The organism is Streptomyces spiramyceticus (assembly GCF_028807635.1).
Taxonomy (GTDB): domain Bacteria; phylum Actinomycetota; class Actinomycetes; order Streptomycetales; family Streptomycetaceae; genus Streptomyces; species Streptomyces spiramyceticus.
Genome location: NZ_JARBAX010000001.1, coordinates 3220159 through 3245328 on the forward strand (window position 1 = coordinate 3220159; position 25170 = coordinate 3245328).

The 25170-nt window shown below is 68.3% G+C and carries 24 protein-coding genes, 2 tRNA genes and 2 pseudogenes; 18 read left to right on the top strand and 10 right to left on the bottom strand.

The features are described 5' to 3' along the window. The first annotated feature begins 123 nt into the window (after positions 1-123). From PXH83_RS14490 to PXH83_RS14515, 6 genes and pseudogenes are all read left to right on the top strand, one after another. Complete coding sequence (locus tag PXH83_RS14490) at positions 124-690, top strand: DciA family protein (RefSeq protein ID WP_420803223.1); 567 nt, start codon at positions 124-126, stop codon at positions 688-690. 269 nt (positions 691-959) lie between these two features. Beyond that, complete coding sequence (gene gyrB / locus PXH83_RS14495) at positions 960-3050, top strand: DNA topoisomerase (ATP-hydrolyzing) subunit B (protein WP_274560557.1); 2091 nt, start codon at positions 960-962, stop codon at positions 3048-3050. A 55-nt stretch (positions 3051-3105) separates the two neighbouring features. Beyond that, the gene (gene gyrA, locus PXH83_RS14500) at positions 3106-5748 is read left to right on the top strand and encodes a DNA gyrase subunit A (RefSeq protein ID WP_274560559.1); all 2643 of its coding nucleotides are present in this window, start codon (positions 3106-3108) and stop codon (positions 5746-5748) included. A 3-nt stretch (positions 5749-5751) separates the two neighbouring features. Beyond that, on the top strand, positions 5752-6447 hold the full coding sequence (locus tag PXH83_RS14505) for a DUF3566 domain-containing protein (protein ID WP_274560561.1): 696 nt from the start codon (positions 5752-5754) through the stop codon (positions 6445-6447). Between the two features lie 61 nt (positions 6448-6508). After that, positions 6509-6582: transfer RNA gene (locus tag PXH83_RS14510), tRNA-Ile, on the top strand. Between the two features lie 404 nt (positions 6583-6986). Continuing rightward, positions 6987-7112, top strand: a pseudogene (locus PXH83_RS14515) (IS5/IS1182 family transposase); the annotation flags it as partial. Between the two features lie 72 nt (positions 7113-7184). Here PXH83_RS14515 and PXH83_RS14520 read toward each other — a convergent pair. The 4 genes from PXH83_RS14520 to PXH83_RS14535 all read right to left on the bottom strand — a co-directional run bounded on the left by PXH83_RS14520 (position 7185) and on the right by PXH83_RS14535 (position 9065). Then, positions 7185-7475: a hypothetical protein gene (locus tag PXH83_RS14520; RefSeq protein ID WP_274560563.1), complete on the bottom strand. Its 291-nt coding sequence runs from the start codon at positions 7473-7475 to the stop codon at positions 7185-7187. A gap of 254 nt (positions 7476-7729) precedes the next feature. Then, positions 7730-8323: a hypothetical protein gene (locus PXH83_RS14525; RefSeq protein WP_274560565.1), complete on the bottom strand. Its 594-nt coding sequence runs from the start codon at positions 8321-8323 to the stop codon at positions 7730-7732. Positions 8324-8376: 53 nt separating this feature from the next. Beyond that, positions 8377-8892: a methyltransferase domain-containing protein gene (locus tag PXH83_RS14530; protein WP_274560567.1), complete on the bottom strand. Its 516-nt coding sequence runs from the start codon at positions 8890-8892 to the stop codon at positions 8377-8379. Between the two features lie 41 nt (positions 8893-8933). Then, positions 8934-9065 carry a hypothetical protein gene (locus PXH83_RS14535; protein WP_274560568.1) on the bottom strand — a complete coding sequence of 44 codons (132 nt, stop codon included), beginning with the start codon at positions 9063-9065 and terminating at the stop codon, positions 8934-8936. 137 nt (positions 9066-9202) lie between these two features. Here PXH83_RS14535 and PXH83_RS14540 point away from each other — a divergent pair, with 137 nt between their 5' ends. The 3 genes from PXH83_RS14540 to PXH83_RS14550 all read left to right on the top strand — a co-directional run bounded on the left by PXH83_RS14540 (position 9203) and on the right by PXH83_RS14550 (position 12320). Continuing rightward, complete coding sequence (locus PXH83_RS14540) at positions 9203-9337, top strand: DLW-39 family protein (RefSeq protein ID WP_003958712.1); 135 nt, start codon at positions 9203-9205, stop codon at positions 9335-9337. A 200-nt stretch (positions 9338-9537) separates the two neighbouring features. Continuing rightward, positions 9538-10596 (top strand): vWA domain-containing protein, encoded by a 1059-nt coding sequence (locus tag PXH83_RS14545; RefSeq protein ID WP_420803168.1) that lies wholly within the window; start codon positions 9538-9540, stop codon positions 10594-10596. Beyond that, positions 10479-12320 (top strand): hypothetical protein, encoded by a 1842-nt coding sequence (locus PXH83_RS14550; protein ID WP_420803169.1) that lies wholly within the window; start codon positions 10479-10481, stop codon positions 12318-12320. The genes PXH83_RS14545 and PXH83_RS14550 overlap by 118 nt, the downstream gene beginning before the upstream one ends. Before the next feature lie 26 nt (positions 12321-12346). On the opposite strand, the gene PXH83_RS14555 is transcribed toward PXH83_RS14550, so the two are convergent. Next, a complete protein-coding gene (locus PXH83_RS14555) occupies positions 12347-13756 on the bottom strand; it encodes a serine/threonine-protein kinase (protein WP_274560571.1) in 1410 nt (469 codons plus the stop codon). Positions 13757-13787: 31 nt separating this feature from the next. Beyond that, positions 13788-14336, bottom strand: a complete 549-nt coding sequence (locus PXH83_RS14560) for a helix-turn-helix domain-containing protein (protein WP_274560573.1) — start codon at positions 14334-14336, stop codon at positions 13788-13790. A 163-nt stretch (positions 14337-14499) separates the two neighbouring features. Between PXH83_RS14560 and PXH83_RS14565 the strand changes: the two genes are divergently transcribed. Further along, positions 14500-14572: transfer RNA gene (locus tag PXH83_RS14565), tRNA-Ala, on the top strand. Positions 14573-14627: 55 nt separating this feature from the next. On the opposite strand, the pseudogene PXH83_RS14570 reads toward PXH83_RS14565, so the two are convergent. Beyond that, positions 14628-14972 (bottom strand): annotated as a pseudogene (locus PXH83_RS14570) (response regulator transcription factor); the annotation flags it as partial. A gap of 160 nt (positions 14973-15132) precedes the next feature. Continuing rightward, the gene (locus tag PXH83_RS14575; RefSeq protein WP_274560576.1) at positions 15133-15855 is read right to left on the bottom strand and encodes a DUF5324 family protein; all 723 of its coding nucleotides are present in this window, start codon (positions 15853-15855) and stop codon (positions 15133-15135) included. A gap of 310 nt (positions 15856-16165) precedes the next feature. Between PXH83_RS14575 and PXH83_RS14580 the strand changes: the two genes are divergently transcribed. Together PXH83_RS14580 and PXH83_RS14585 are read left to right on the top strand one after the other, a co-directional pair. Further along, positions 16166-16693, top strand: a complete 528-nt coding sequence (locus tag PXH83_RS14580) for a peptidylprolyl isomerase (protein WP_274560578.1) — start codon at positions 16166-16168, stop codon at positions 16691-16693. Positions 16694-16806: 113 nt separating this feature from the next. Continuing rightward, positions 16807-17700, top strand: coding sequence for a rhomboid family intramembrane serine protease (locus PXH83_RS14585; RefSeq protein WP_274560580.1), 894 nt, complete (start codon positions 16807-16809; stop codon positions 17698-17700). A 315-nt stretch (positions 17701-18015) separates the two neighbouring features. Here PXH83_RS14585 and crgA read toward each other — a convergent pair whose 3' ends face one another. Further along, positions 18016-18273: a cell division protein CrgA gene (crgA, locus tag PXH83_RS14590; protein WP_214920680.1), complete on the bottom strand. Its 258-nt coding sequence runs from the start codon at positions 18271-18273 to the stop codon at positions 18016-18018. A gap of 136 nt (positions 18274-18409) precedes the next feature. Between crgA and PXH83_RS14595 the strand changes: the two genes are divergently transcribed. Genes PXH83_RS14595 through PXH83_RS14620 form a run of 6 tightly spaced genes read left to right on the top strand, consistent with a single transcriptional unit; the run spans position 18410 to position 22869 of the window. Further along, positions 18410-19177 (top strand): DUF881 domain-containing protein, encoded by a 768-nt coding sequence (locus PXH83_RS14595; protein ID WP_274560584.1) that lies wholly within the window; start codon positions 18410-18412, stop codon positions 19175-19177. 20 nt (positions 19178-19197) lie between these two features. After that, entirely contained in the window at positions 19198-19887 is a 690-nt protein-coding gene (locus tag PXH83_RS14600; protein WP_274560587.1) for a class E sortase, read from the top strand. Between the two features lie 59 nt (positions 19888-19946). Continuing rightward, complete coding sequence (locus tag PXH83_RS14605) at positions 19947-20117, top strand: hypothetical protein (protein WP_214920677.1); 171 nt, start codon at positions 19947-19949, stop codon at positions 20115-20117. Further along, positions 20114-20752 (top strand): aminodeoxychorismate/anthranilate synthase component II, encoded by a 639-nt coding sequence (locus tag PXH83_RS14610; RefSeq protein ID WP_274560593.1) that lies wholly within the window; start codon positions 20114-20116, stop codon positions 20750-20752. The genes PXH83_RS14605 and PXH83_RS14610 overlap by 4 nt, the downstream gene beginning before the upstream one ends. Then, positions 20749-22086: a class E sortase gene (locus PXH83_RS14615; RefSeq protein WP_274560595.1), complete on the top strand. Its 1338-nt coding sequence runs from the start codon at positions 20749-20751 to the stop codon at positions 22084-22086. Before PXH83_RS14610 ends, PXH83_RS14615 begins: the two co-directional genes overlap by 4 nt. A 45-nt stretch (positions 22087-22131) precedes the next feature. Beyond that, entirely contained in the window at positions 22132-22869 is a 738-nt protein-coding gene (locus PXH83_RS14620) for a class E sortase (RefSeq protein WP_274560597.1), read from the top strand. 130 nt (positions 22870-22999) lie between these two features. Here PXH83_RS14620 and pknB read toward each other — a convergent pair whose 3' ends face one another. Further along, the gene (gene pknB, locus PXH83_RS14625) at positions 23000-25012 is read right to left on the bottom strand and encodes a Stk1 family PASTA domain-containing Ser/Thr kinase (RefSeq protein ID WP_274560599.1); all 2013 of its coding nucleotides are present in this window, start codon (positions 25010-25012) and stop codon (positions 23000-23002) included. Positions 25013-25170: the final 158 nt, after the last annotated feature.

Genomic DNA, 25170 nt, shown 5'->3' on the forward strand with positions numbered 1-25170 from the left:
CTGCCGGGTGCTCGGGGCTCACAGGGCGCCAAGGGCTCGCGGGGCTCGCAGGGTGCCCCGACGGAACCTGAGCTTCCGGTGCCCGGCTCTTCGGTGCCTGGACCCTCGGTGACCGGGCCCTCGGTGTCCGGGTCCTCGACGCCCGGGCTCTCGATTCCCGGCCCCTCGACCCCTCGCCCCTCGGTGCCCGAGCCGTCCGGCGTTGATCTGGCGCGTGTGGCCCTGCGTGCGGCCAAGGAGCAGGCGCGGGCGCGTGGCGCGGCGGCGCAGCAGAAGAAGCAGGCGCGGCGCGGTGGCGGCCTGCGGTCCGGGTCGGGGGCCGACGGCCGTGACCCGCTGGCGCTGGGCGCTGCCCTGGACCGGCTGAAGACCGAGCGCGGCTGGGAGATGCCGATGGCGGTCAGCGGAGTCATGGGCCGATGGCCGGAAATCGTGGGCGGGGATCTGGCGAAGCACTGCGTTCCCCAGCGGTACGACGAGGACGAGCGCGTGCTGACCGTGCAGTGCGATTCGACGGCGTGGGCGACGCAGTTGCGCCTGATGCAACGGGAGTTGCTGACGCGGCTGAACAAAGACCTCGGCCGGGACACGGTGCGGATGATCAAGATCTGGGGCCCGGGCGGGCCGCAGCGCCGGTTCGGTCCTCTGCGGGCGCCGGGAAGCACCGGGCCCGGGGATACGTACGGCTGAGGAGCGGGTGTACGTATGAGGCGTCCCTCACGGTAGCCGGAGGTTGACAGGCCGAAGCGCTGAATGCCCGTGTGAGCCTCTTGGAGCCCCTTCCCGGATATGGGGAGTCGGACGGCTCCGGTTCAGGACGGCACATGGGGACTCAGGTACCGGCAAACCCCCATGAGTGTCCGCGCTACCGGTAGACTGGTGCACAATCCCGCCCGCTCGCGGGACACGTCGACTTATACAGAACGACGCAGCCGGTCCCGTTTGTCGCGGGTCGGCCTGTGCTGTGCCAGAAAGGGCGCTTCGTGGCCGATTCCGGCGACCCCAACGAGAACATTCTGTCCATTGCCGACAAGGACGGCGCGGCTGCAGTTCCGGGCGCAGTACCGGCTGCCGTCGCGGCGGCCTATGACGCCAGCGCGATCACGGTCCTCGAGGGTCTGGACGCGGTCCGCAAGCGGCCCGGCATGTACATCGGCTCGACCGGTGAGCGTGGACTTCACCACCTGGTGCAAGAGGTCGTCGACAACTCTGTCGACGAGGCCATGGCAGGACATGCGGACACGATCGACGTCACGATCCTGCCCGACGGCGGCGTGCGCGTGATCGACAACGGCCGCGGTATCCCGGTGGACATCGTGCCGTCGGAGAACAAGCCGGCCGTCGAGGTCGTGCTGACCGTCCTGCACGCGGGCGGCAAGTTCGGCGGTGGCGGCTACGCCGTATCCGGCGGTCTGCACGGCGTCGGCGTCTCCGTGGTGAACGCGCTGTCGTCGAAGGTCGCTGTCGAGGTCAAGCGCGACGGTTACCGCTGGACGCAGGACTACAAGCTCGGTGTGCCGACGGCGCCGCTGGCCCGTAACGAGGCCACGGAGGAGTCCGGTACCTCTGTCACCTTCTGGGCCGACCCGGACGTCTTCGAGACGACCGACTACTCCTTCGAGACGCTGTCGCGGCGTTTCCAGGAGATGGCGTTCCTCAACAAGGGCCTGACGCTCAAGCTGACGGACGAGCGGGAGTCCGCGAAGGCCGTGGCGGGGGCGGACACGGCGGACGGTACGGAGGACGACCAGGTCCGTACGGTCACGTACCACTACGAAGGCGGCATCGTCGACTTCGTGAAGTACCTGAACTCGCGCAAGGGTGAGCTGATTCACCCGACCGTCATCGACGTCGAGGCCGAGGACAAGGAGCGCATGCTCTCGGTCGAGATCGCGATGCAGTGGAACTCGCAGTACACCGAGGGTGTCTACTCCTTCGCGAACACGATCCACACGCACGAGGGCGGCACGCACGAAGAGGGCTTCCGTGCGGCGATGACAGGTCTGGTCAACCGGTACGCGCGCGAGAAGAAGTTCCTGCGTGAGAAGGACGACAACCTCGCCGGTGAGGACATCCGTGAGGGTCTGACGGCGATCATCTCGATCAAGCTGGGCGAGCCGCAGTTCGAGGGTCAGACGAAGACCAAGCTGGGCAACACGGAGGCGAAGACCTTCGTGCAGAAGGTCGTGCACGAGCACCTCAACGACTGGTTCGACCGCAATCCGAACGAGGCCGCGGACATCATCCGCAAGTCGATCCAGGCGGCCACGGCGCGCGTCGCGGCCCGCAAGGCGCGCGACCTGACCCGTCGCAAGGGCCTGCTGGAGTCGGCCTCGCTGCCGGGCAAGCTGTCCGACTGCCAGTCGAACGACCCGACGAAGTGCGAGATCTTCATCGTCGAGGGTGACTCCGCCGGTGGCTCGGCGAAGTCCGGTCGTAACCCGATGTACCAGGCCATCCTGCCGATCCGAGGCAAGATCCTGAACGTCGAGAAGGCGCGGATCGACAAGATCCTCCAGAACACCGAGGTCCAGGCGCTGATCTCGGCGTTCGGCACGGGTGTGCACGAGGACTTCGACATCGAGAAGCTCCGCTATCACAAGATCATCCTGATGGCGGACGCCGACGTCGACGGTCAGCACATCAACACGCTGCTGCTGACCTTCCTGTTCCGCTTCATGCGGCCGCTGGTCGAGGCGGGTCACGTGTATCTGTCGCGGCCGCCGCTGTTCAAGATCAAGTGGAGCCGGGACGACTTCGAGTACGCGTACTCCGACCGTGAGCGTGACGCGCTCATGGAGCTTGGCAAGCAGAGCGGCAAGCGGGTGCGGGACGACGCGATCCAGCGCTTCAAGGGCCTCGGTGAGATGAACGCCGAAGAGCTGCGCATCACCACGATGGACGTGGACCACCGTGTCCTCGGCCAGGTGACTCTGGACGACGCGGCGCAGGCCGACGACCTGTTCTCGGTGCTGATGGGTGAGGACGTCGAGGCGCGGCGCTCGTTCATCCAGCGCAACGCCAAGGACGTCCGCTTCCTCGACATCTGAGTCGGCCGTGCAGGCCACCAGCCGCAGCCGCAGCTCGAAAGGACTTTGACCAGCAATGGCCGACGAGAACATCCCTGTCCCTGTGACGCCCGAAGAGGTGCCGCCCGTCGAGGGTGTGGGCATGCGTGTCGAGCCCGTGGGGCTCGAGACGGAGATGCAGCGTTCGTACCTCGACTACGCGATGTCCGTCATCGTGTCGCGTGCGCTGCCCGACGTACGGGACGGGCTCAAGCCCGTGCACCGCCGGGTGCTGTACGCGATGTACGACGGCGGATACCGGCCCGAGAAGGGCTTCTACAAGTGCGCCCGTGTCGTCGGCGACGTCATGGGTACGTACCACCCCCACGGCGACTCGTCGATCTACGACGCCCTGGTGCGCCTGGCGCAGCACTGGTCGATGCGCATGCCGCTGGTGGACTCCAACGGCAACTTCGGTTCCCCGGGCAACGACCCGGCCGCCGCAATGCGGTACACCGAGTGCAAGATGATGCCGCTGGCCATGGAGATGGTCCGGGACATCGACGAGGAGACCGTCGACTTCCAGGACAACTACGACGGCCGCAACCAGGAGCCGACGGTTCTGCCGGCGCGCTTCCCGAATCTGCTGATCAACGGTTCGGCGGGCATCGCGGTCGGTATGGCCACCAACATTCCGCCGCACAACCTGCGGGAGGTGGCGGCCGGTGCGCAGTGGTTCCTGGAGAACCCGGAGGCGGGTCACGAGGAGCTGCTCGATGCGCTGATGGAGCGCATCAAGGGCCCCGACTTCCCGACCGGTGCGCTGGTCGTGGGCCGCAAGGGCATCGAGGAGGCGTACCGGACGGGCCGCGGCTCGATCACGATGCGCGCGGTGGTCGCGGTCGAGGAGATCCAGAACCGCCAGTGCCTGGTGGTCACGGAGCTCCCGTACCAGACGAACCCGGACAACCTCGCGCAGAAGATCGCCGACCTCGTGAAGGACGGCAAGGTCGGCGGCATCGCGGACGTCCGCGACGAAACGTCTTCGCGGACCGGCCAGCGTCTGGTCATCGTCCTGAAGCGGGACGCGGTCGCGAAGGTCGTCCTGAACAACCTGTACAAGCACACCGATCTGCAGACGAACTTCGGCGCCAACATGCTGGCCCTGGTGGACGGCGTGCCGCGCACGCTGTCGCTGGACGCCTTCATCCGGCACTGGGTCACGCACCAGATCGAGGTCATCGTCCGGCGTACGAGGTTCCGCCTGCGCAAGGCGGAGGAGCGGGCGCACATTCTGCGCGGTCTGCTCAAGGCGCTGGACGCGATCGACGAGGTCATCGCGCTGATCCGGCGCAGCCACACGGTGGATGTCGCGCGCGAGGGCCTGATGGGCCTGCTGTCGATCGACGAGATCCAGGCGAACGCGATCCTGGAGATGCAGCTGCGTCGGCTGGCCGCTCTGGAGCGCCAGAAGATCGTCGCCGAGCACGACGAGCTCCAGGCGAAGATCAACGAGTACAACGCGATCCTCGCCTCGCCGGAGCGTCAGCGGCAGATCATCAGCGAGGAACTGTCCGCGATCGTCGAGAAGTTCGGTGACGACCGCCGCTCCAAGCTGGTGCCTTTCGACGGTGACATGTCCATCGAGGACCTGATCGCCGAGGAGGACATCGTCGTCACCATCACCAATGGTGGCTACGTCAAGCGGACGAAGACCGAGGACTACCGCTCGCAGAAGCGCGGCGGCAAGGGTGTCCGCGGTACGAAGCTCAAGCAGGACGACATCGTCGACCACTTCTTCGTATCGACGACGCACCACTGGCTGCTGTTCTTCACCAACAAGGGCCGGGTGTACCGGGCCAAGGCGTACGAGCTGCCGGACGCCGGCCGGGACGCGCGCGGCCAGCACGTCGCCAACCTGCTGGCTTTCCAGCCGGACGAGAAGATCGCCCAGATCCTGGCGATCCGTGACTACAACGCGGCGCCGTATCTGATCCTGGCCACCAAGGGCGGCCTGGTGAAGAAGACCTCGCTGAAGGACTACGACTCGCCTCGTTCGGGCGGCGTCATCGCGATCAATCTGCGAGAGACCGCGGACGGCAGTGACGACGAGCTGATCGGCGCGGAGCTGGTGTCGGCCGAGGACGATCTGCTGCTGGTCAGCAAGAAGGCCCAGTCGATCCGCTTCACGGCGACGGACGACGCGCTGAGGCCCATGGGACGCGCGACGTCGGGTGTCAAGGGAATGAGTTTCCGCGAAGGCGACGAGCTTCTCTCGATGAATGTCGTCCGGGCCGGTACGTTCGTGTTCACCGCCACCGATGGTGGGTACGCGAAGCGGACCCCCGTCGACGAGTACCGCGTTCAGGGTCGCGGTGGCCTGGGCATCAAGGCCGCCAAGATCGTGGAGGACCGGGGTTCGCTGGTCGGCGCGCTGGTGGTCGAGGAGACGGACGAGATCCTCGCCATCACGCTCGGCGGTGGTGTGATTCGTACGCGAGTCAACGAAGTCAGGGAGACGGGCCGTGACACCATGGGCGTCCAACTGATCAACCTGGGCAAGCGCGACGCCGTTGTCGGTATCGCTCGCAATGCCGAGGCCGGTCGCGAGGCTGACGAGGTGGACGGTCCCGAAGGGGCCGATGCCGACGAGGTCGAGGGCGATGTGGCCGAGGCTTCAGCCGAATCTGCCGAATCCGTCGAGGGTGCCCAGCCTTCGGCCGGGGAGCACGAGGAGTAAAGCGTGAGTGGAGCCACGGGCGCCGGAGCGACCGCTTCCGGTTCTGGATCATCCGGTGCCCGTGGCTCTGCCGCGGACTCCCAGGGGGGGACTGTGACCGATACCCGAGGGCCTCAGCCCCAGCAGTACGACGCGTACGCGGGCGGCGGGGCGCTGCCCGGCGAGCGCGAGCAGCAGGGGCAGGGCCAGTCGGCGCAGCCGTACCACCCGCCGCAGGCGTATCCGTCGCCTCAGGCCGGCGGTACGCAGGCCGGCCAGCAGCGTCCCGGACAGCAGGCGGCGGCCGCCGCGGTGCGCCGCCCGCGGACCGGGGCAAAGACGACGCCGCGCACGCGCAAGGCGCGGCTGCGGGTGGCCAAGGCCGACCCGTGGTCGGTGATGAAGGTCAGCTTCCTGCTCTCCATCGCGCTGGGCATCTGCACGGTGGTGGCGGCCGCGGTGCTGTGGATGGTCATGGACGCCATGGGTGTCTTTTCCACGGTGGGCGGGACGATCAGCGAGGCGACGGGCTCGAACGAGAGCAACGGCTTCGACCTGCAGTCCTTCCTCTCGCTGCCGCGGGTTCTGATCTTCACGTCGGTCATCGCGATGATCGATGTGGTGCTCGCCACGGCGCTCGCGACGCTCGGCGCGTTCATCTACAACCTGTCCGCAGGGTTCGTCGGCGGCGTGGAGCTGACGCTCGCCGAGGACGAGTAGGAAGCGGGCGGAACCGATTTTGGTACTGCCCCCGAGGTGCGCTAATCTTCAGGGGCAGCGCGGGGCTATAGCTCAGTTGGTTAGAGCGCATCCCTGATAAGGATGAGGCCACAGGTTCAAATCCTGTTAGCCCCACCGCGGACCTCTTGCAGGTCAGAAGCCCGGTAGATCTTCGGATCTACCGGGCTTTTTACATGTCCTGATCTTGTTACCCCGCTACTGCCCCGTAACTTGGCCTATGGCCGACTGAGCGCCTTTGTCTCGCGCAAGGCGGTGGCGAGGGCGGGTCCTGAAGGGCTGGCCGAGAGACGGCTGTTCTCCGTTGGGAGAGGTTTTCAGGGCGTCTTGTCGCCCATTTGAAGAAGCCCCGGCCGTCCGCTCCACCGGGCGGACGGCCGGGGCTGGTCGAGGTGTTCCTACGAGGCGGGCCGACCGGAGCCGGGGCAGGTCTGCGTGCCTGTGCCGCCATGTTGATGCGTCGTGGTGCGTCGTGGTGCGTCGTGGTGGGCGTGCCGGGCGGCGAGCCGACGCCTGCGTCGCACCGGCGCCGCAAGGGCGAGGAGCTGCCGGCCCGGTAAGAGGCGCACAACAAGTCCCACAAGCAGGCCCGGGCCCGTGTCGAGCACGTCTTCACGCGCATGAAGTGCTGGACGATTTCGTCGGATAGGGGGCGCGGCCGGAAGGGCCACCGGCCACGCCCCCATCCACCCACTCAAAGGTCGTTTACGGGACAGGCCTTAGAAGGCGCTGCTGTTGCAGCCCATGCTCGAACCGATGTGGGTGTCCTGCTTGCCCGGGTCGCCCTCGCCGTTGAGCGCGCTGCCCAGCGCGCCGTTGAGGATGCCGACCTGGCCGAGGATGTCGAGGTTCAGGTCGTGCGACTTGCAGTTGGAGCTCTGGTGGATGTTGAAGTGGTCGCCGTCGTGGTGGCCGTGCCCATGGCCGCCGGCGTGGGCGGTGCCGGCACTCAGGAGTCCGACGCTGCCGAGGGCAGCAACCAGGACGGCAGCCTTGCGAAGCTTGTGCATGTCATCTCCGGTGGAGTGAGGTGGGTGCGATCTGTGATCGATCGACTTCGTTCAGTTACGGCAGATTAATATGAAATAGCATCAAAACACCCGCCGACGCGCCGAGTCCGGGCGGGACAGCTCGGGCTGGCCGCCAATGGGGTGCGCTGCGCGGGGTGCTCTTCGCAAATCGCCGACGCGATCGACGTACCGCTTGCCGATCTCGGCAGTGAAGAGCCCGGCCGCTCCCCAGTAAGCGGGCGGCCGGGGCGGTATCAGTGACCGGCGGTGTACGGGGTCCGGGTTCTCGTGTCGACGACGATCACGAACGGGTCGCCGTAGGACTTCCTCGACCAGCCCCGCCTTCGCTTGGGCTGCGGCCCTGCTGCGGCCTTCCACGCCTGGTAGCTGTCCACTACGTCCACTACTTCGGCGTACCGCGGATCAATCCAGTCGCGCATCTCGACCTCGTCTCTCTCCGTTCCCCAACGACGTTGGAGCCGTGGGGGACGGAGACCAGGGAGTCGGTCGGGGCGGGCCTTTACGCGGAGGCGATCACTCGTCTCGGGTGGGTCAGCCACACGTCCTGACTGCGGGGCGTCACGGTCAACCCGAACGCGTGCGTCAGGGCTGCCCAGAGCCTCATACTCCTGGTACGTCGTCTCGACGTCCCACCACAAGTCGCGCTCGCCGTACTGCCACGTCTCGTCACCGGGCTCAGCGAATGCGCCCGACCCGGCCTGGTCCATCAGCCAGACCCCGGTGATGCCATCGTGCTCGGCGTGGACCATCGAGACTCCGGGCATCCGGGCGCCCGCGTAGATGGAGAACCCGACAGTGAGCAAGAGCCGGGGGTCGACCTTGCTCACTGTCGGCCTGGCATTCCCTCGCACCTGCGCGTCGGCTGGGGCTCGGTGAGACCTCATCGGCATGTGGGACGCACCGCCCCGGAATGGGCCTGACGCGATGCCTCCCTCCTGGACCGACAGCTGGACGATTGCGCCGCTCCAGAACTCCCGGGCCATAGGCGCGACGAGATGCCGCCTGGTTTCACCTGGCGCACCAACTCGTACGGCACGCGGCGCAGCGCGCAGGTGGAGATCAGCCGGTCGTACGGAGCCGCCTCTACCCACCCGTGCTCGCCGTCGGCCACCACCACCGTGGGCGCGTACCCCAGAGTCGCGAGGTTCTGCCTCGCTTGATGAGCCAGCGGCGGGTCGATCTCGACGCTGAAGACGAGCTCTTCGCCCAGGCGCTCGGAGAGGAGCGCCGCGACGTAGCCGGTGGCAGTGCCGATCTCCAGCTCGTCGCTGTGGACGAGCTGCCTCCACTCGGCGTCCGGGCTGACCGGCTCGCACCGCTCCGGCCTTTGACGCCAGATGGTCGGCCCGCGCGGAGAGCGCAGCGCATCGGGGTGCCCGGCTTGGGGACCCAGCACACAACCGGGGATGTGCACGCGCCTCTGCTTCCAACTCGTCATTATGGCCGCCCCGTCGTGGCCTGCTCCGCGGCCGCGGTGAGGCAGCGCTGTTGACGGCACGGCGCGCATGCGTAGCGGCCGTAGCCCGGGCCGGACGTCGCCTCGGCGGAGTCGATGAGCACGGCGGTCATCGATGGCCCCTACCGGGCCTTTTGCGTACCTGTGGACGGCCCGAGTCGGGTGGGAACTAGGTCACCGATCGGTATCGGTCGGTGTGTATAGTCGGGCGCCAGATGTCTCCTACGTCAAGGAAAGACGAGGTCGCGCGGTGAAGAAGCTTCTCCTGGTCGCACTGGCCGCCATCGGCGGGCTCCTCGTGTACCGCCAGATCCAGGCGGATCGCGCCGAGCAGGATCTGTGGACGGAGGCGACTGACTCCGTGCCCGCAGGTTCGGGTGTGTGAGACCCAGTAGTCCGTAACACTTGCCCCGGTCGCCGAGCGACCGGGGCTTTGTGCTGTCCGCGGGATGTGTGTGCGGGTGCGGCGAGTCGTTGTTGCGGGACCGTGACACCTCCCCCTTGAATTCGCCGACGCAAATCAATAACTTGCATGAGCAAAGCGGTGGGATCTTGGTGCGGAGAGTCCCGGGGGAGGGGGAACGGGTGAAGGCACGACTTGGCCGCCGGGCGGCGGCCGCGCTGATCGACGGGGCGGTGCTCGACGGGGCGGTGCTCGGCGTGGTGGCGGGGCCGCTGCCCGCCGTGGCCGCGGACGGAACGGGGCAGGCTGAGGGGGCGGACGGCAGAAGCAGCCTGGTGATGGTGCTCGACTCCTCCGGCTCCATGGCCGACGACGACGGCACGGGACGTACGCGGATGGAGGCCGCACGCGAGGCGGTATCCACGGTTGTGGACACGCTTCCCGACGGCTACCCCACAGGACTGCGGGTGTACGGCGCCGACCGGGCCTCCGGCTGCACCGACACACGGCTGGTACGGCCCGTACGGCCGCTGGACCGCGATGGGATGAAGCAGGCCGTGAACCGGGTGAAGCCCAAGGGAGACGCCCCCGGGGGGCTGTCCCTTCAGAAGGCCGCACAGGACCTGCCGGAGCCCGCCGACGGCGCCCTCGGGCGTCGCACGATCCTGCTGATCTCCGACAGCGAGGACACCTGCGGGACGCCGCAGCCCTGCGAGGTCGCCAAGCAGCTCGGCGAGGACGGGGTCGACCTGCGGATCGACACCATCGGCTTCCAGGTACGAGGCAAGGCCAGGCAGCAGCTCGAATGCATCGCTGAGGCCGGCCACGGCTCGTACTACGACGCCCCTGACGCCGATGCGCCGGCCAGGCAGCTCCAGCGGGCCTCCCAACTCTCCGCGAACGGCTACCGGTTCCGGGGCGAACGCATCGAGGGCGGTGCGAGCGCCATCGGCGCGGCCCGGATCGCGCCCGGCCGGTACACCGACACCATCGGGCCCGGCGAGACCCGCTGGTACGCGGCGCAGCTCGACGCGAAGTCGGCCGCCGATCTCGCGGTGACTGCCGTGCCGCAGCCGGGAGTCAAAGCCGGTTACGGGGACGGGATTGCTCGGAGACCAGCTTTGTGGACACCGCGGTGTCCAGCGCGGGCCGCAAACCGATCGGGGGCAGCAGCGAGTTCAACGACCACCGGATATATCTCGGCAAGCCGGCCGCGCTCGACCTCGGCACCGTGCCAGTGACCTGGACGAACCGCTGGGAGACCTCGTCCCATGTCGTGCCGGTGCGCTCGGCGGGCGAGTACTCCATCGCGGTCTCGCTCGGACCGAATGCCGCGAAGTTCGCCGAGAACGCGGCTGTCGGCGTCGTACTGCGGGTGGATGTGATCGGTGACGAGCCGGCAGGGCCGCAGCACGATGCGCCCGTCGTGGCGAAGTCGGACAAGAAAGCGGACAACAAGGGTGGTTCGGCGGCCCACGCAGACAGTGGTGAGGCTGCCGGGGCAGGATGGACCGGCACTGTGACCGCCGCGGTGGGCGGCGCGGTTGTCCTGGCCGCGGGGGTTCGTGTTCGCGGTGATGCGGCGCAGGTCGGCCATGAAGACGACAAGGGGTGGCGCGTGAAGAGGCAGCGCAGCAGGGGAAGAGTCGCGTCGGCCGCGCTGGCGGCACTGTGTGCGGTGGCGGCCCTGCCGGGGCAGGCGTGGGCAGCGGGAGAGCCCAGTCCGTACACCTACGAGCCGTCCGCGCAGCCGGTCAAGGGCGCGGTGGTCAACACCGATGCCGAGCAGCTGAAGGCCGGCGGTACGTACAAGGACTCCATCAAGCCGGGCGGCAAGCTCTTCTACCGGGTGGTCCTCGACGCGAAGTCCAACGCCTATGTGTCGGCCACGGCAGTGCCCAAGCTCGGCACGAAGGTGTCGTACGCCGACGAGCTCAAGGTGACGCTCCAGGACCGCGACGGGAATTCGTGCAATTACGGCACCGCGCAGTTCCAGTCCGCCGAATTCGCGCGTCCGGTGGGCACCTACGCCCACCGGACCATCGACAAGGACAGCACCTCCTGCCAGGAGGCCGACACGTACTACGTCCTCGTCGAGCGGGACAGTGAGGCCACTTCGTCGAGCGAGCCCTGGGACCTGGAGATCCGGCATCTGACGGAGCCGGGGCTGAAGGCGGCCGGGCCCACGGCCGCGCCCGAGAACTGGCCCAGTGCCTCCCCGGAGCCGCCGACGGGCGGGCCGCAGGAACGCAGGGGCGGGACGAGCTTCTTCAGTGCTCGCGGGCTGAAGGAGGGCGAATGGCGGGACAAGATCAAGCCGGGCGAGACGCTGTTCTACAAGGTGCCTGTCGACTGGGGGCAGCAGCTCTTCGCCAGCGCCGACCTGAGCAGCGCGGCGGGCGAAGGGTATGTGCCCAACGCGCTCGCCATGGCGGTGTACAACCCGGCGCGGGGGCTCGTCGACAGTGCGTCCGACGTCGCGTACGACGGCAAGCAGAAGTCGACCGCGCTGGATCCGCTGCCGCCCGTGGCGTACGAGAACCGCTTCGACTCGAAGGACTCCGTCAACGGGATGCGCTTCGCGGGATGGTACTACCTGAGGGTCAGTCTCAATCCCGCTGTGGAGAAGGAGTTCGGATCGAATCCGCTCGGCCTGTCGCTGCGGCTCAATGTGAAGGGCGATGCGCAGAGCGCGCCCGGTTACGCGGGGCCGGCCGGCGACTTCGAGGTCACCGACGACCACCTGAGCGCGGCCGAGAGCGGGCAGAGCTCGTCCGAGGCGGAGAAGAGCGGCACGATGCAGCTCGTCGCGGCGGCCGGGATCGGGGCGGGCACTGTGCTCGTGCTCGGACTCGGCGTGTGGATGCTCGTCGCCAGGCGGCGGGCGGCGGCTGGGCCGCCGAGCGCGGGGCAGGGGGCCGACAGCGGGGCGCCCACGCAATACGGGCCGCCCGCCGCCTGGTAGACACCGGGCGGCCCACCGGGCGGGCCTCAGGTCTGGGTCAGCGCCCAGATGCCCACCGCGAAACAGACCAGCGCCAGCAGCAGCACCGGGACCGTCACCTTCGGGGGCGGTCCCGGGCGCGTGCGCGGGGCCGGGACGGGGGCGTGAGCCGGAGTGGGAACCTCCGGGCCCTGAGCGGTGTATGGACGAGTAAGGGCTTGTTCGTACTGGACCGCGGCCACGGGGCTCTGGGAGGGGTTCTGTGCCGCGCCGGAGAGGGGGGAGGGCGCATGCGCGGGTGCGGGGGCGGACGTGGGCGTCGATGTGGGGGGAGTCGACGGCTGCGCGGGGTGCGGGTGCGGGTACGCGGGCTGCTGGGGCGGCGGGGCCAGGTGGAAGCTGCCCGTCTCCGACATCGGGGCGGGCGCGGGGGGCTGCTGCTGTACGGGCGCCTGCCGGCCGCCCTGTGTATGTCCCTGCGCGTGGCCCTGCGCACGTTCCTGCGCGTGGCCCTGCGCGTGGTCCTGCGCCTGTCCCTGGCCGTTCTGTACGAAGCCGCCGGGGCCGGCAGCGGGTGCCTCCGGGCCTGCCGGGCCGAAGCCGGGCGGCAGCGGACCGATCTGGTCGAAGATCTCCACCGGCTCCTCGCCCGGCGCCGGCTCGGGCAGCATCTCGACGGCCGCGGTCAGCGCCTTGCGCGCGCCCGTGGCCGTACGGAACCTGGCCTGCGGATCGGGCTGCAGCATCCCGGCGATGACCTGCCACAGGGGCTCCGGAATGCCCTGGGGGGCGCCCGGTGTGCCGTACGTCGCGAAGTGCTCCACCAGGGCCTGGGAGTCCGGCTTCTGACCCTGCAGCAGGTAAAGGGCGACCAGGCCGGCCGCGAACAGGTCGGCCGGGAAGTCCGGTTCCGCGCCCATCAACTGCTCGGGCGCGAAATAACCGGGCGTCCCCACCACATAGTTGGTCTCGGTGAGGCGGGGCTCGCCCTTGCGCATCGAGATACCGAAATCGGACAGCCGCAGATGCGGCCGCCCGGTGCCGGTGGCTTCCAGCAGGATGTTCGCCGGCTTGATGTCGCGGTGCACAACACCTTCGGCGTGCACCGCGGCCAGACCGGAAAGGAGCTGGTCGAGCAGGGTGCAGACAAAGCGGGGCGGCAGCGGGCCGTAGTCCCCGATCACATGCGCCAGGGAACCGCCGGCCACCAGGTCCATGGTGAACAGCACCTTGTCGTCGTCCGCGGCCCAGCTGGCCGGGGCGAGCACATGGGGGTGGTCGATCCGCAGTGCCTGCTCGCGGACGAAGCGCAGCAAAGTGTGTGCATCGCTCTGCTGCAGCACCTTTGCCGCCACATAACGGCGACGCCTGTGGTCCCAGGACCGCCAGACGGCGCCGACTCCACCGCGCCCGATCGGGTCGACCAGCTCGTACCGACCAGCGAAGATCTCACCCATTGCGCTGTGCCCGCTCCCCGGTCCGCTGCTCTCAGCTCTGGTGCGCCTCGTAGTGGGCGACCGCGTCCGCGGTGCGCCCGGCGCCGTACACCCTGAGGAACTCTGCCAGTTCCGGATGGGTCGGGGCGAGAGTGTCCGCCGCATCGATGATGTCCCCGGCGGCGGCCACCGAGCGCAGCAGCGACTGGATTTCGCGCACCACGCGCCGTACGGTCGGCGCTCCCGAACTGGCAGTGGTCTGACTGGTGTTGCTCAGCACGGAACCGCCCTGTGACTTCTTGATCTCTTCCATCCGGTCGGTGGCTTCGACAGCGCTCACGCTGCCGTCCGCGACCTGGCCGGCCAGATCCTGCAGAGCCTGGACGCGCTGGACCACGGCAGGATTGCCGATCTTGGCGCGCTGGCCGCTCATCAGCTGGGACAGCATGGGTGCGGACAGACCGAGCACCGCCGCGAGCCTGGCCTGATTCAGGCCGAGGTCGTCGATCAGCCGACGGAAGAGCGCCCCCAACGGCTCCCCGTACCAACTGCGCTGAAGCTCTCGGGCTCTAGCTGTCGCCTCTTGTTGCGCTGCATCCATTGCGTCTCCCCTTCGCTGCTGCGAACCTCGCCGAGCATCTTACGGAGCGTGGTCGCGCACGGGGAGTCCCAATCCTTTTGCAAGATCCGGGGGAAGACCCGGTACTCTGGTCTGCGGCGGTGGCCACGGTGCAGTTTCCGACCGGTCACGTCCACCCATTCTCGGGGCCTTAGCTCAGTTGGTAGAGCGCTGCCTTTGCAAGGCAGATGTCAGGAGTTCGAATCTCCTAGGCTCCACAGCGCAGATACCCCTCTGACCTGTTTTCGCAGGTCAGAGGGGTATTTTTGTGGTTCACAGCCCGGCGTCCCTGGCGAGCAGCGCCGCCTGCACCCGGTTGTCGCACTCCAGCTTCGCCAGAATCCGGCTGACGTACGTCTTCACTGTGGCCTCGCTCATATGGAGCCGCTTGCCCGCGTCCGCGTTGGACAGGCCCTCGCCCAGCAGCGCGAGGACCTCACGCTCCCGCCCGCTCAGCGCTGTGACCTGCTGCCGAGCCTGCTCGGCGCGGGCCGGCGCCGGGCCCGAGGCCAGCTGCTCCACCACGTGCCGGGTCGCGCCGGGCGACAGATACGCGTCCCCGGCCGCGGCCGCCCGTACCGCCCGGATCAGCTCGGCGGGCGCCGAGTCCTTCAGGACCCGGAACTTCGATGACACGTCCACGGCCGACCTTCGTCGCGCTCTGCCGCTACGAAAGAGAACTACGAAAGAACACGGGTGCCCGGGAGACCCACGAGCCTCCCGGGCACCGTCGACGTACGGGCGGTACGGACGTACAGCCGTAACGCAAGTCGTTACGTCACTCGTTCTCGTCGCGTCGCTTCGCCGCCTCGGCCTCGGCTTCGGCCTGCTTGGCCTGCACCTCCGGGTCCAGCGTGTCCTGACCGCTGCCGTCGACCGAGGCCAGTGGCGCACGGTCGGACACCTCGGTCGCGGCCGGGGGCTCGACCAACCAGTCCGGGTTGGCCTGCTTGTCCCACCACTTCCAGGCCGCGAAGGCAGCGCCCGCCAGCACGCCGATTACCGCGAGACCCTTGGCCATCCGTCCGGCCCTGGCCCGCCGCTCGTGCTTCCTGACGAGCTTGCGGATCTCCTTCTGCGTGATCTGTCCCCGCAGAGCGGCCAGCACCGCCGCACTGCGCGCGGCGGCCTCCTCGCGTACGGGTCCTGCCGCCGCCACCGCGTGCTCCACCCGGGGCACCGTGTAGTCGGCGGCCTGCCGGGCAGCGTGCTTGGTGCGGACGGCGGCCTTGCGGGCTGCCAGGTCGACCTTCGGGGGCACATGTGCGCGGGCCTGTTCCATCCGCGGCACCACATGCGCCTTGTACTGGACACGGGCCTGTTGAGCTGCTTGATGCGAGGCATGGGACATCTTGGGCGCGAGCCGTGCGCGGGCGTCGTACGCGTAACGCGTGGCCTGGTCCTTGGCCGTACCGGCGTAGGGCGCCACCACTTCCGCGGCGTGCAGCACGCTTCCCTTCGCCGATTCGGATGCGGCGCGCACGCTGTCGATGCGGGTCACTGAATCCTCCTCCTTGGTGGCGGTTCGGTATTTCGCCTTTCCACCCATTTCGAAATCATGCCCCCCGGCCGCCTTCGCGGCATGTGCGGGCGGGCATCCGGGTCATGAAAGGCGACTCGGGGCAATCTCGGGCGTGCTGGGAGCAGGCCTCGGGGCAATGAAGCAGACCTCGGGGCAATACGGTGCAAGGGGAGCTTGCGGACGACAATGCCACGGTTCGGCGTCCCGCGCGCCGGTTCGGCGCTACTCGTCACAAACCGGTCCGTGGGAGGATCGCGGGACGCAAGTGAGCACCTAAGGAAGGCAGATCGTGGCCGAGCAGCTTTACGCCACCCTGAAGACCAACCACGGCGACATTCAGGTCCGGCTCCTGCCGAACCACGCGCCGAAGACGGTCAAGAACTTCGTCGAGCTTGCCACCGGCGAACGGGAGTGGACCAACCCGGCCACCGGCGAGAAGACCAGGGACAGGCTGTACGACGGCACCGTCTTCCACCGGGTGATCAGCGACTTCATGATCCAGGGCGGCGACCCGCTGGGCAACGGCACGGGCGGCCCGGGTTACCAGTTCCAGGACGAGTTTCACCCGGACCTCGCCTTCGACAAGCCGTACCTGCTGGCGATGGCCAACGCGGGCCCCGGCACCAACGGCTCGCAGTTCTTCATCACCGTCTCGCCGACGTCCTGGCTGACGCGCAAGCACACCATCTTCGGCGAGGTCACGGACCCGGCCAGCCAGAAGGTCGTGGACGCCATCATCAACGTTCCGACCAACCCGCGCACCGACCGTCCGCTCGAAGACGTCGTCATCGAGTCGGTCGTCGTCGAGACCCACTGAGTACGTCCGGTTCCCCCCGCACCCCGCTGCGGGAACAACCCGCCTCGCTCATCCGTACTGGATAGCGGGGCGGTGCGCTGAGATGTACCGCCAAGAGGCACCCAAGGGGACCGATGGACCAGCCGCCAGGAAGCCCGGACCAGCCCGCCGTCGGCAACGGCCTGCCGAGCTGTTACCGGCACCCGGGCCGTGAGACGGGCATCCGCTGTACCCGCTGCGAGCGGCCGATCTGCACGGACTGCATGGTCAGTGCGTCGGTCGGCTTCCAGTGCCCGGACTGCGTCCGCACCGGATCCGGTACGGGCCACGCCCCGGCCGCGAGCCGGCCGCGCACCCTCGCGGGCGGCACGATCGCGGCCGACCCGCGCCTGATCATCAAGATCCTGCTGGCCATCAATGTGGCGGTGTTCATCGCCGGGCGGGCGGCCGACCAGCTCGTCCGCGACCTGGACCTCATCGGCCTCGCCTACAACCCTGTGGACAACGAGATCGTGGGCGTCGCGGACGGTCAGTGGTACCGCCTGGTCACCGCGATGTTCCTGCACCAGGAGGTCTGGCACATCGGGTTCAACATGCTGGGCTTGTGGTGGCTCGGTGCCCCGCTGGAGGCGGCGCTGGGCCGCGCACGCTTCCTGGCGCTCTACGTGCTCTCCGGCCTGGCGGGCAGCGCGCTCACCTATCTCATCGCCGACGCGAACCAGCCCTCGCTCGGCGCGTCCGGCGCGATCTTCGGGCTCCTCGGCGCCACGGTCGTGCTGATGCGCCGGATGAATTACGACATGAAGCCGGTCCTGGTGCTTCTGGCGTTGAACCTGCTCTTCACCTTCACCATGAGCAACATCGCCTGGGAGGCGCACGTCGGCGGCCTGGTGGCCGGCACCGCCATCGCGGTCGGCATGGTGCACGCCCCGCGCGAGCGCCGGGCGCTGGTGCAGTACGGCACCTGTGGGCTCGTCCTGCTCGTAACCGTCGGCCTGGTGCTGGCGAGAACGGCCGCGCTCACTTGAGCGCGTAGGCGTTCGTTGTCCACAGCGAGTGGCAGATCTTCCGCATCCCGTGGGGAACAGCTGTGCCCCTTGCCGCTGACCAGGGTTTTCCCAGTCAGGACAAGGGGCGGGCCGTATGCCTCAAGAAGCGGCGGCAGTCACACCGGCGTCAACACGCTGTGAGTTATCCACAGATCGTCTGACCTTTTCCCCAGTGTGGACAACGCTGTGGATAACCCTGGGCAAGGCTTGCTTTTCCCACGTTCTTCAGGAGCACTGCCCTCAGGAGCGCTGCCCTCAGGGTCGCTGCCGCTCAGGCGTGCTGCGTGTGCCGCGCTACTTCCACTGCGTGGAGACGCCGAAGCCGGCGGCGATGAAGCCGAAGCCGACCACGATGTTCCAGTTGCCGAAGCTGTCGATCGGCAGGTCGCCCTCGGTCACGTAGAAGACCACGATCCAGGCGAGCCCGATGAGGAAGAACGCCAACATCACCGGAGCCACCCAGCTGCGGTTCGTCAGCTTGATACTCGTTGCCTGCTTCGAGGCGGGCGGCGGCGTGAAGTCTGCCTTCTTGCGGATACGTGACTTCGGCACGAGGGACTCTCCTGTCGATGCGCTGCGTTACCGCGCAGGGATCTGTGGCTGGGCCTGGGGCGCAACGGGGAACACTGCCTCCCCCGGGCGTCCGTTAGCGTAGTGCTTCCGCGGCGTGGAAGGAGATAAGGGTACGTTGAGCAATTCTGCCGACTCCCCCACCGAGCCGGCCCGGCGCCCCGCCCTCCGGCCGGTCAGGCTCCTGACGGCTGCCGTTTTCGCGCTCGCAGGCCTCATCTTCGTCACCAGCTTCAATACTGCCAAGGGCACCAACATTCGTACGGACGCCTCGCTGCTGAAGCTGTCCGACCTCATCAAGCAGCGCAGCCACAAGAACAAGGAACTGGGTGACTCCACGGCGTCCGTACGGGAGGACGTCGACGCACTCGCGCAGCGCGGCGACAGCAGCACCGAGGCCGAGGACGCCAGGCTCAGCGCGCTGGAGCAGTCCGCGGGCACCAAGAAGCTCTCCGGCGACGCCCTCACCGTCACGCTCGACGACGCCCCGCCGAACGCCACGGCGAACCCCGGCTACCCCGAGCCCCAGCCGAACGACCTGGTCATCCACCAGCAGGACCTCCAGGCCGTCGTCAACGCCCTCTGGCAGGGCGGCGCCAAGGGCATCAGGGTCATGGACCAGCGCCTGATCTCCACCAGCGCGGTGCGCTGCGTCGGCAACACCCTGATCCTCCAGGGCCGCGTCTACTCGCCGCCGTACAAGGTCACGGCCGTCGGCAACCGGGAGAAGCTCCAGCGCGCGCTCACCGCCTCCCCCGAGATCCAGAACTACCAGCTGTACGTCAAGGCGTACGGCCTCGGCTGGAAAGTCGACGAACACGAGGCGATGACTCTTCCCGGCTACTCGGGCACAGTGAATCTCCACTACGCGAAGCCTGTTGAGTAGCCCCTGGGGGAGGCCGGCCGGTGTCGGTGCGACTGATCGTCAGGACCTTCAGCGAACTCTGCATCACCATCGGTGCCCTGATCGTCCTGTTCGTGCTGTATGTGATGTTCTGGACGGGGATCAAGGCCTACGACGCGAGTGACGGCCAGATCGAAGCCCTCCAGGACAAGTGGGCGCAGAGCCCGGCGTCCGTGCGTACGACGCCTCCGAAGGGACCGCCGCCCGCCCCCGAGGCGTACGAGCCGGGCAAGCCCTTCGCCGTGATGTACGTGCCGCGCCTCGGCAGGAGCTGGGACTGGCCGGTCCTTGAGGGTACGAAGACGGACACCCTCAAGAAGGGGCTCGGGCATTACGCGAGGACCACGCAGCTCGGGGAGACGGGAAACTTCTCCGTCGCCGGCCACCGGCGTACGTACGGAGACCCCTTCAAGGACTTCCCGAAGCTGCGGCCCGGTGACGCGGTGGTGCTGACGGACGGGACGACCTGGTTCACGTACCGCATCGCGAACAAGCCGTACCGGACGGTCCCGAGCGACACCGGTGTGATCGACGAAGTGCCCCGCAAGTCGGGTTTCAGAGGCTCCGGCCGCTATCTGACGCTCACCACCTGCGAGCCGGAGTGGGGCAGCAGCCACCGGCTGATTGTGTGGGCACACCTTGATGAGACCCAGCCCGTGGAGGACGGCAAGCCGTCCGCATTGCGCAGCTGACCCACGTGCCCCTGCCGCTGCCCTTTACCCTGGGTCCCGGACCGAACGGAAGGGACAGCATGTACGGCTGGATCTGGCGGCATCTGCCGGGCAACGCATGGGTGCGGGCGGTCATCTCGCTCGTACTGATCCTCGCGGTTGTCTACGCACTGTTCCAGTACGTCTTCCCGTGGGCGGAGCCGCTGCTTCCGTTCAACGACGTGACGGTCGACGGGGGGTCGGACCAGTGAGCGCGCGCATCCTCGTCGTCGACAACTACGACAGCTTCGTCTTCAACCTGGTCCAGTACCTGTACCAGCTCGGCGCCGAGTGCGAGGTGCTGCGCAACGACGAGGTGGAACTGAGCCACGCCCAGGACGGCTTCGACGGCGTACTCCTTTCGCCCGGTCCCGGCGCCCCCGAACAGGCGGGGGTGTGCGTCGACATGGTGCGGCACTGCGCCACGACAGGGGTGCCCGTTTTCGGCGTCTGCCTGGGCATGCAGTCGATGGCGGTGGCGTACGGGGGTGTGGTGGACCGGGCTCCCGAGCTGCTGCACGGCAAGACGTCTCCCGTGACGCACGAGGGCGTCGGCGTCTTCGCCGGGCTGCCCTCGCCCTTCACGGCGACGCGCTACCACTCGCTTGCAGCCGAACCGGACACGATCCCGGACGAGCTGGAGGTCACCGCACGGACGGCCGACGGGATCATCATGGGGCTGCGGCACCGTGACCTGCCGGTCGAGGGCGTGCAGTTCCACCCCGAGTCGGTGCTTACGGAACACGGGCATCTGATGCTGGCCAACTGGCTTGCCCAGTGCGGCGATCCGGGAGCGGTGGAGCGATCGGCCGGGCTCGCGCCGGTGGTGGGCAAGGCCGCCGCGTGACGGCCCTCCGCCCCGAACACGACGCCGACCGCGTTGCCTCGTACGAGCAAGGTGCGTACGAGGCGGCGGGCGCGTTCGAGGCGGCGGTGGACCAGCTCGCTGATCCGCTGAACGATCCGCTGCCGGGGCAGGAGGGCTCGCCGTGGTTCCGGTCGGCGACGGTGCGGGCGCAGAGCGAGGCGCCACAGGCGCAGCCGCAGCCACAGGAGCCCGTGCAGCAGCCTCAGGAGTGGTACGACCCCGAGGGCTACCAGCAGGAGTGGTACGGCCGACAGGCGCCCGTACAGGAGCCTCAGACGCCCGTACAGCAGCAGGTACAGCGGCCTGTGCAGCAGCGACCGGTACAGCGGCCTGTGCAGCAGCCGGTAGAGACGCCCGAGCCGACACCAGTACCCGCGTACGAGCCGGTCCCGGAGCCGGCGGCCCCTGTCTACGACGACGAGACCGTGGGCCTGCGTACCGCCGACACCCGGCGAATAGCCGAGCAGAAGGCCCCGCCGCCGCCCACAGGGGGCCGTGCGGAGCGCCGCAGGGCTGCCAAAGGCCGCGGCCCCAAGGAGCCGAAGGGCAAGCCGGACAGGCCGGATACCCAGGCCAAGGCGGACGAGGCGGCGGCGCCGCTCTCCCGCATGGAGGCCAGGCGTGCAGCTCGCGCCGCCAAGGACAGCCCCGCCGTCATCGCCAGTCGCGTCGTCGGCGAGCTCTTCATCTCGCTCGGCGTCCTGATGCTGCTGTTCGTGACGTACCAGCTGTGGTGGACGAATGTCCGTGCCGATCTGTTCGCGGGCAAGGAGACGGACAAGATCCAGGACGGCTGGGCGAAGGGCGAGCGCAAACCGGGTGCCTTCGAGCCGGGCCAGGGCTTCGCCATCCTGCACATCCCCAAGCTGGACGTCGTCGTCCCGATCGCCGAGGGCATCGACAAGCCCAAGGTCCTCGACAACGGCATGGTCGGCCACTACGCCGAGGGCAAGCTCAAGACGGCGATGCCTTCGGACAAGCAGGGCAACTTCGCGGTCGCGGGGCACCGCAACACGCACGGCGAGCCGTTCCGGTACATCAACAGGCTCGAGCCGGGCGACGCGATCATCGTCGAGACGCAGGACAGGTACTACACGTACGAGATGGCGAGCATCCTTCCGCAGACCTCGCCGTCCAACGTCGGAGTGATCGGTCCTGTGCCGCCGGGTTCGGGTTTCACAAAGCCCGGCCGCTACATCACGCTGACGACCTGTACGCCGGAATTCACGAGTACGTACCGAATGATCGTGTGGGGCAAGATGGTCGACGAACGGCCGCGCAGCAAGGGCCTGCCCGACGCGCTTGTCGGCTGAGACCGAGCCGGTCGGACGGAAGACATCAGGACGGGGACGAGTGCGGTGGCATCGAAGACCGAGCAGGAGCAGGACGAGCAGACCGGCACGCACGCGGCCGCTCCGGCGGCGGGGCGGCCTCGTGGACGTATCGCGGGCGCCGTCAGCGTTCTCGGCGAACTGCTGATCACGGCAGGCCTGATCCTCGGCCTTTTCGTCGTCTACTCGCTGTGGTGGACGAACGTGCTCGCCGACCGCGACGCCCACCAGCAGGGCAACGAGGTGCGCGACCGCTGGGCCGGTGGCCCGGGCGCCCTCGACATGAAGGACGGCATCGGCTTCCTGCACGTACCGGCGATGAAGAACGGCGAGGTGCTGGTCAGGAAGGGCACCGACTCCAAGGGCCTCAACCGCGGTGTCGCCGGGTACTACACGGACCCGGTCAAGTCGGCGCTGCCGGCCGACAAGGAGGGCAACTTCTCCCTGGCGGCCCACCGGGACGGGCACGGCGCGAAGTTCCACAACATCGACAAACTCAAGGACGGCGACGCGATCGTCTTCGAGACGAAGGACACCTGGTACGTCTACAAGGTGTACGCGAAGCTGCCCGAGACCTCGAAGTACAACGTGGATGTGCTGAAGCCGGTCCCGAAGGAGTCGGGGAAGAAGAAGCCGGGGCGTTACATCACGCTGACGACGTGCACGCCGGTCTACACGTCGAAGCACCGGTACGTCGTGTGGGGCGAGCTGGAGCGTACGGAGAAGGTCGACAGGGACCGCACGCCGCCGGCCGAGCTGCGCTGACAGCGGCAGACCGGACGGCCGACAGCTTGGAAGAGGAACAGCACAGGGGCCGTGGACTTCACTGAAGTCCACGGCCCCTGTGTATTGCTGTGTATTGCTGACCGCGCTGTATTGCCGGGTGCGCTACGGGCTAGTCGCCGTCGCCCTGGTTGCGCCCGAAGTTGCCGCCGATGAAGCCGTCGCCGTCATTGCCGCCGTCGTTACCACCGTTGTTGCCGCCGTCACCACCACCGGCGGTGGTGAGGTTGACCGCAGTGCCCTTGGGGACCTGCGTACCGGCTGCGGGCTGGACAAGGGCGACGATGGCGTTGTCGTCCTGCGGGCCGACGATGGTGCCGACGGTGAGTCCGGTGCCCTCGATCGCCTTGCGGGCATCCTTGAGCGTCTGGCCGGCCACAGGCGGTACAGCGACCTGTTCCTGGGCGGGGGCCTTGGCGACGGTCAGGGTGACGGTGCCGCCCTTGTCGTGCCGGCTGTTGCCCACCGGGTCCTGCTTGATGACCGAGTTCGGCGTCTGGTCCGACTCCTCGTCGACGCGGGCGACGACGAAGCCGAGATCCGTGAGCTGCTTCTTGGCCGCCTCGAAGTCCTGGCCGACCACGGGCGGGACATCGGCCTTGGAGGTCTTGGCGACGGAGATGGTGACCGTCGCGCCCGTCTCCGCCTTCGTGCCGCCCTCGGGGTCCTGCTCGATGACCGTGCCCGCCGGCTTCTCGGACTCGACCGACTTGGTGTCGACCTTGAAGCCCTCGGCCCTGAGGTTTTCGGTGGCCCTGGCCTTCGACTGTTCCGTGACGTCGGGGACCTTGACCAGAGGGGCGCCCGTGGAGACGACGACCGTGACGGTCGAGCCCTGCGCGACTTCCGTGCCGCTCGCCGGGCTCTGGCTGCAGATCTTGCCCTTGGGCTGCTCCTCGCACCTCTTGCGCTCGCCGACCTCGACCGTGAGGTCGGAGTTCGTGCCGAGATCCTTCGCCTTGGCGAGTGTCTCGCCGACCAGGGGCGGCACTGTCACATCGCTGGTGCTGTTCTCGCCGGCGAAGAGCGACCTGCCGATGAGGATCGCGCCGACGAGGACCAAGACACCCGCGAGGACGAGCAGGATCGTCGAGGTGTTGCTCTTCTTCTGCCTGCGGCGGTCCCGGTGGTCGTCGTAGCCGTAGCCGCCGTCGTCCGGGTTCACCGGCGGCAGCATCGACGTGGCGCCCCCTCCGGCGTCTGTCGGGCGCAGGGCCGTGGTCGGCTGGTCGTCCGGGTAGCCGCCGTAGCCGACCGCGCCCAGAGCCGACGTGGCGGCGACGGGCTGGCCGTCGAGGCAGGCCTCGATGTCGGCGCGCATCTCGTCGGCCGACTGGTAGCGATAGTCGGGGTCCTTGACCAGTGCCTTCAGGACAATGGCGTCCATTTCGGGCGTGATCTCGGGGTCGAAGTTGCTCGGCGGCTGAGGCTCTTCCCGTACGTGCTGGTAGGCGACCGCGACCGGGGAGTCCCCGATGAAGGGCGGCCGTACCGTCAGCAGCTCGTAGAGCAGGCAGCCAGTGGAGTAGAGGTCGGAGCGTGCGTCTACCTGCTCGCCCTTCGCCTGCTCGGGCGAGAGGTACTGGGCGGTGCCGATGACCGCGGCGGTCTGCGTCATCGTCATGCCGGAGTCGCCCATGGCGCGGGCGATGCCGAAGTCCATGACCTTGACTTGGCCGGTACGCGTCAGCATGACGTTCGCCGGCTTGATGTCGCGGTGGACGATCTGGGCGCGGTGCGAGTACTCGAGCGCCTGGAGGATGCCCACGGTCATCTCCAGGGTGCGCTCGGGCAGCAGCTTGCGGCCGGAGTGCAGCAGTTCGCGCAGGGTCGATCCGTCGACGTACTCCATCACGATGTACGGGATGGAGACGTTGTCGACGTAGTCCTCGCCGGTGTCGTAGACCGCGACGATTGCCGGGTGGTTGAGCGAGGCGGCCGACTGGGCCTCACGGCGGAACCGGGCCTGGAAGGACGGGTCGCGGGCAAGATCTGCCCGCAGCGTCTTCACGGCGACGGTGCGGCCGAGCCGGGTGTCGTGTCCGAGGTAGACCTCGGCCATGCCACCACGGCCGAGCACCGAGCCCAGCTCGTACCGGCCGCCGAGGCGACGCGGCTCTTCCATAGCTAATCCAGCCCTCTCCGTCTGTCCCGACCGCACCTGTGCGTGGTCCGGCGGTGTGCTGTCCGCGCATACGGTACCGGGCACGCCGTACCTGGTCCGCCCGTGACTGTCAGCTGATACCCGACCGGTACCGCGACATGGGCGTACGCGGCCCTGGC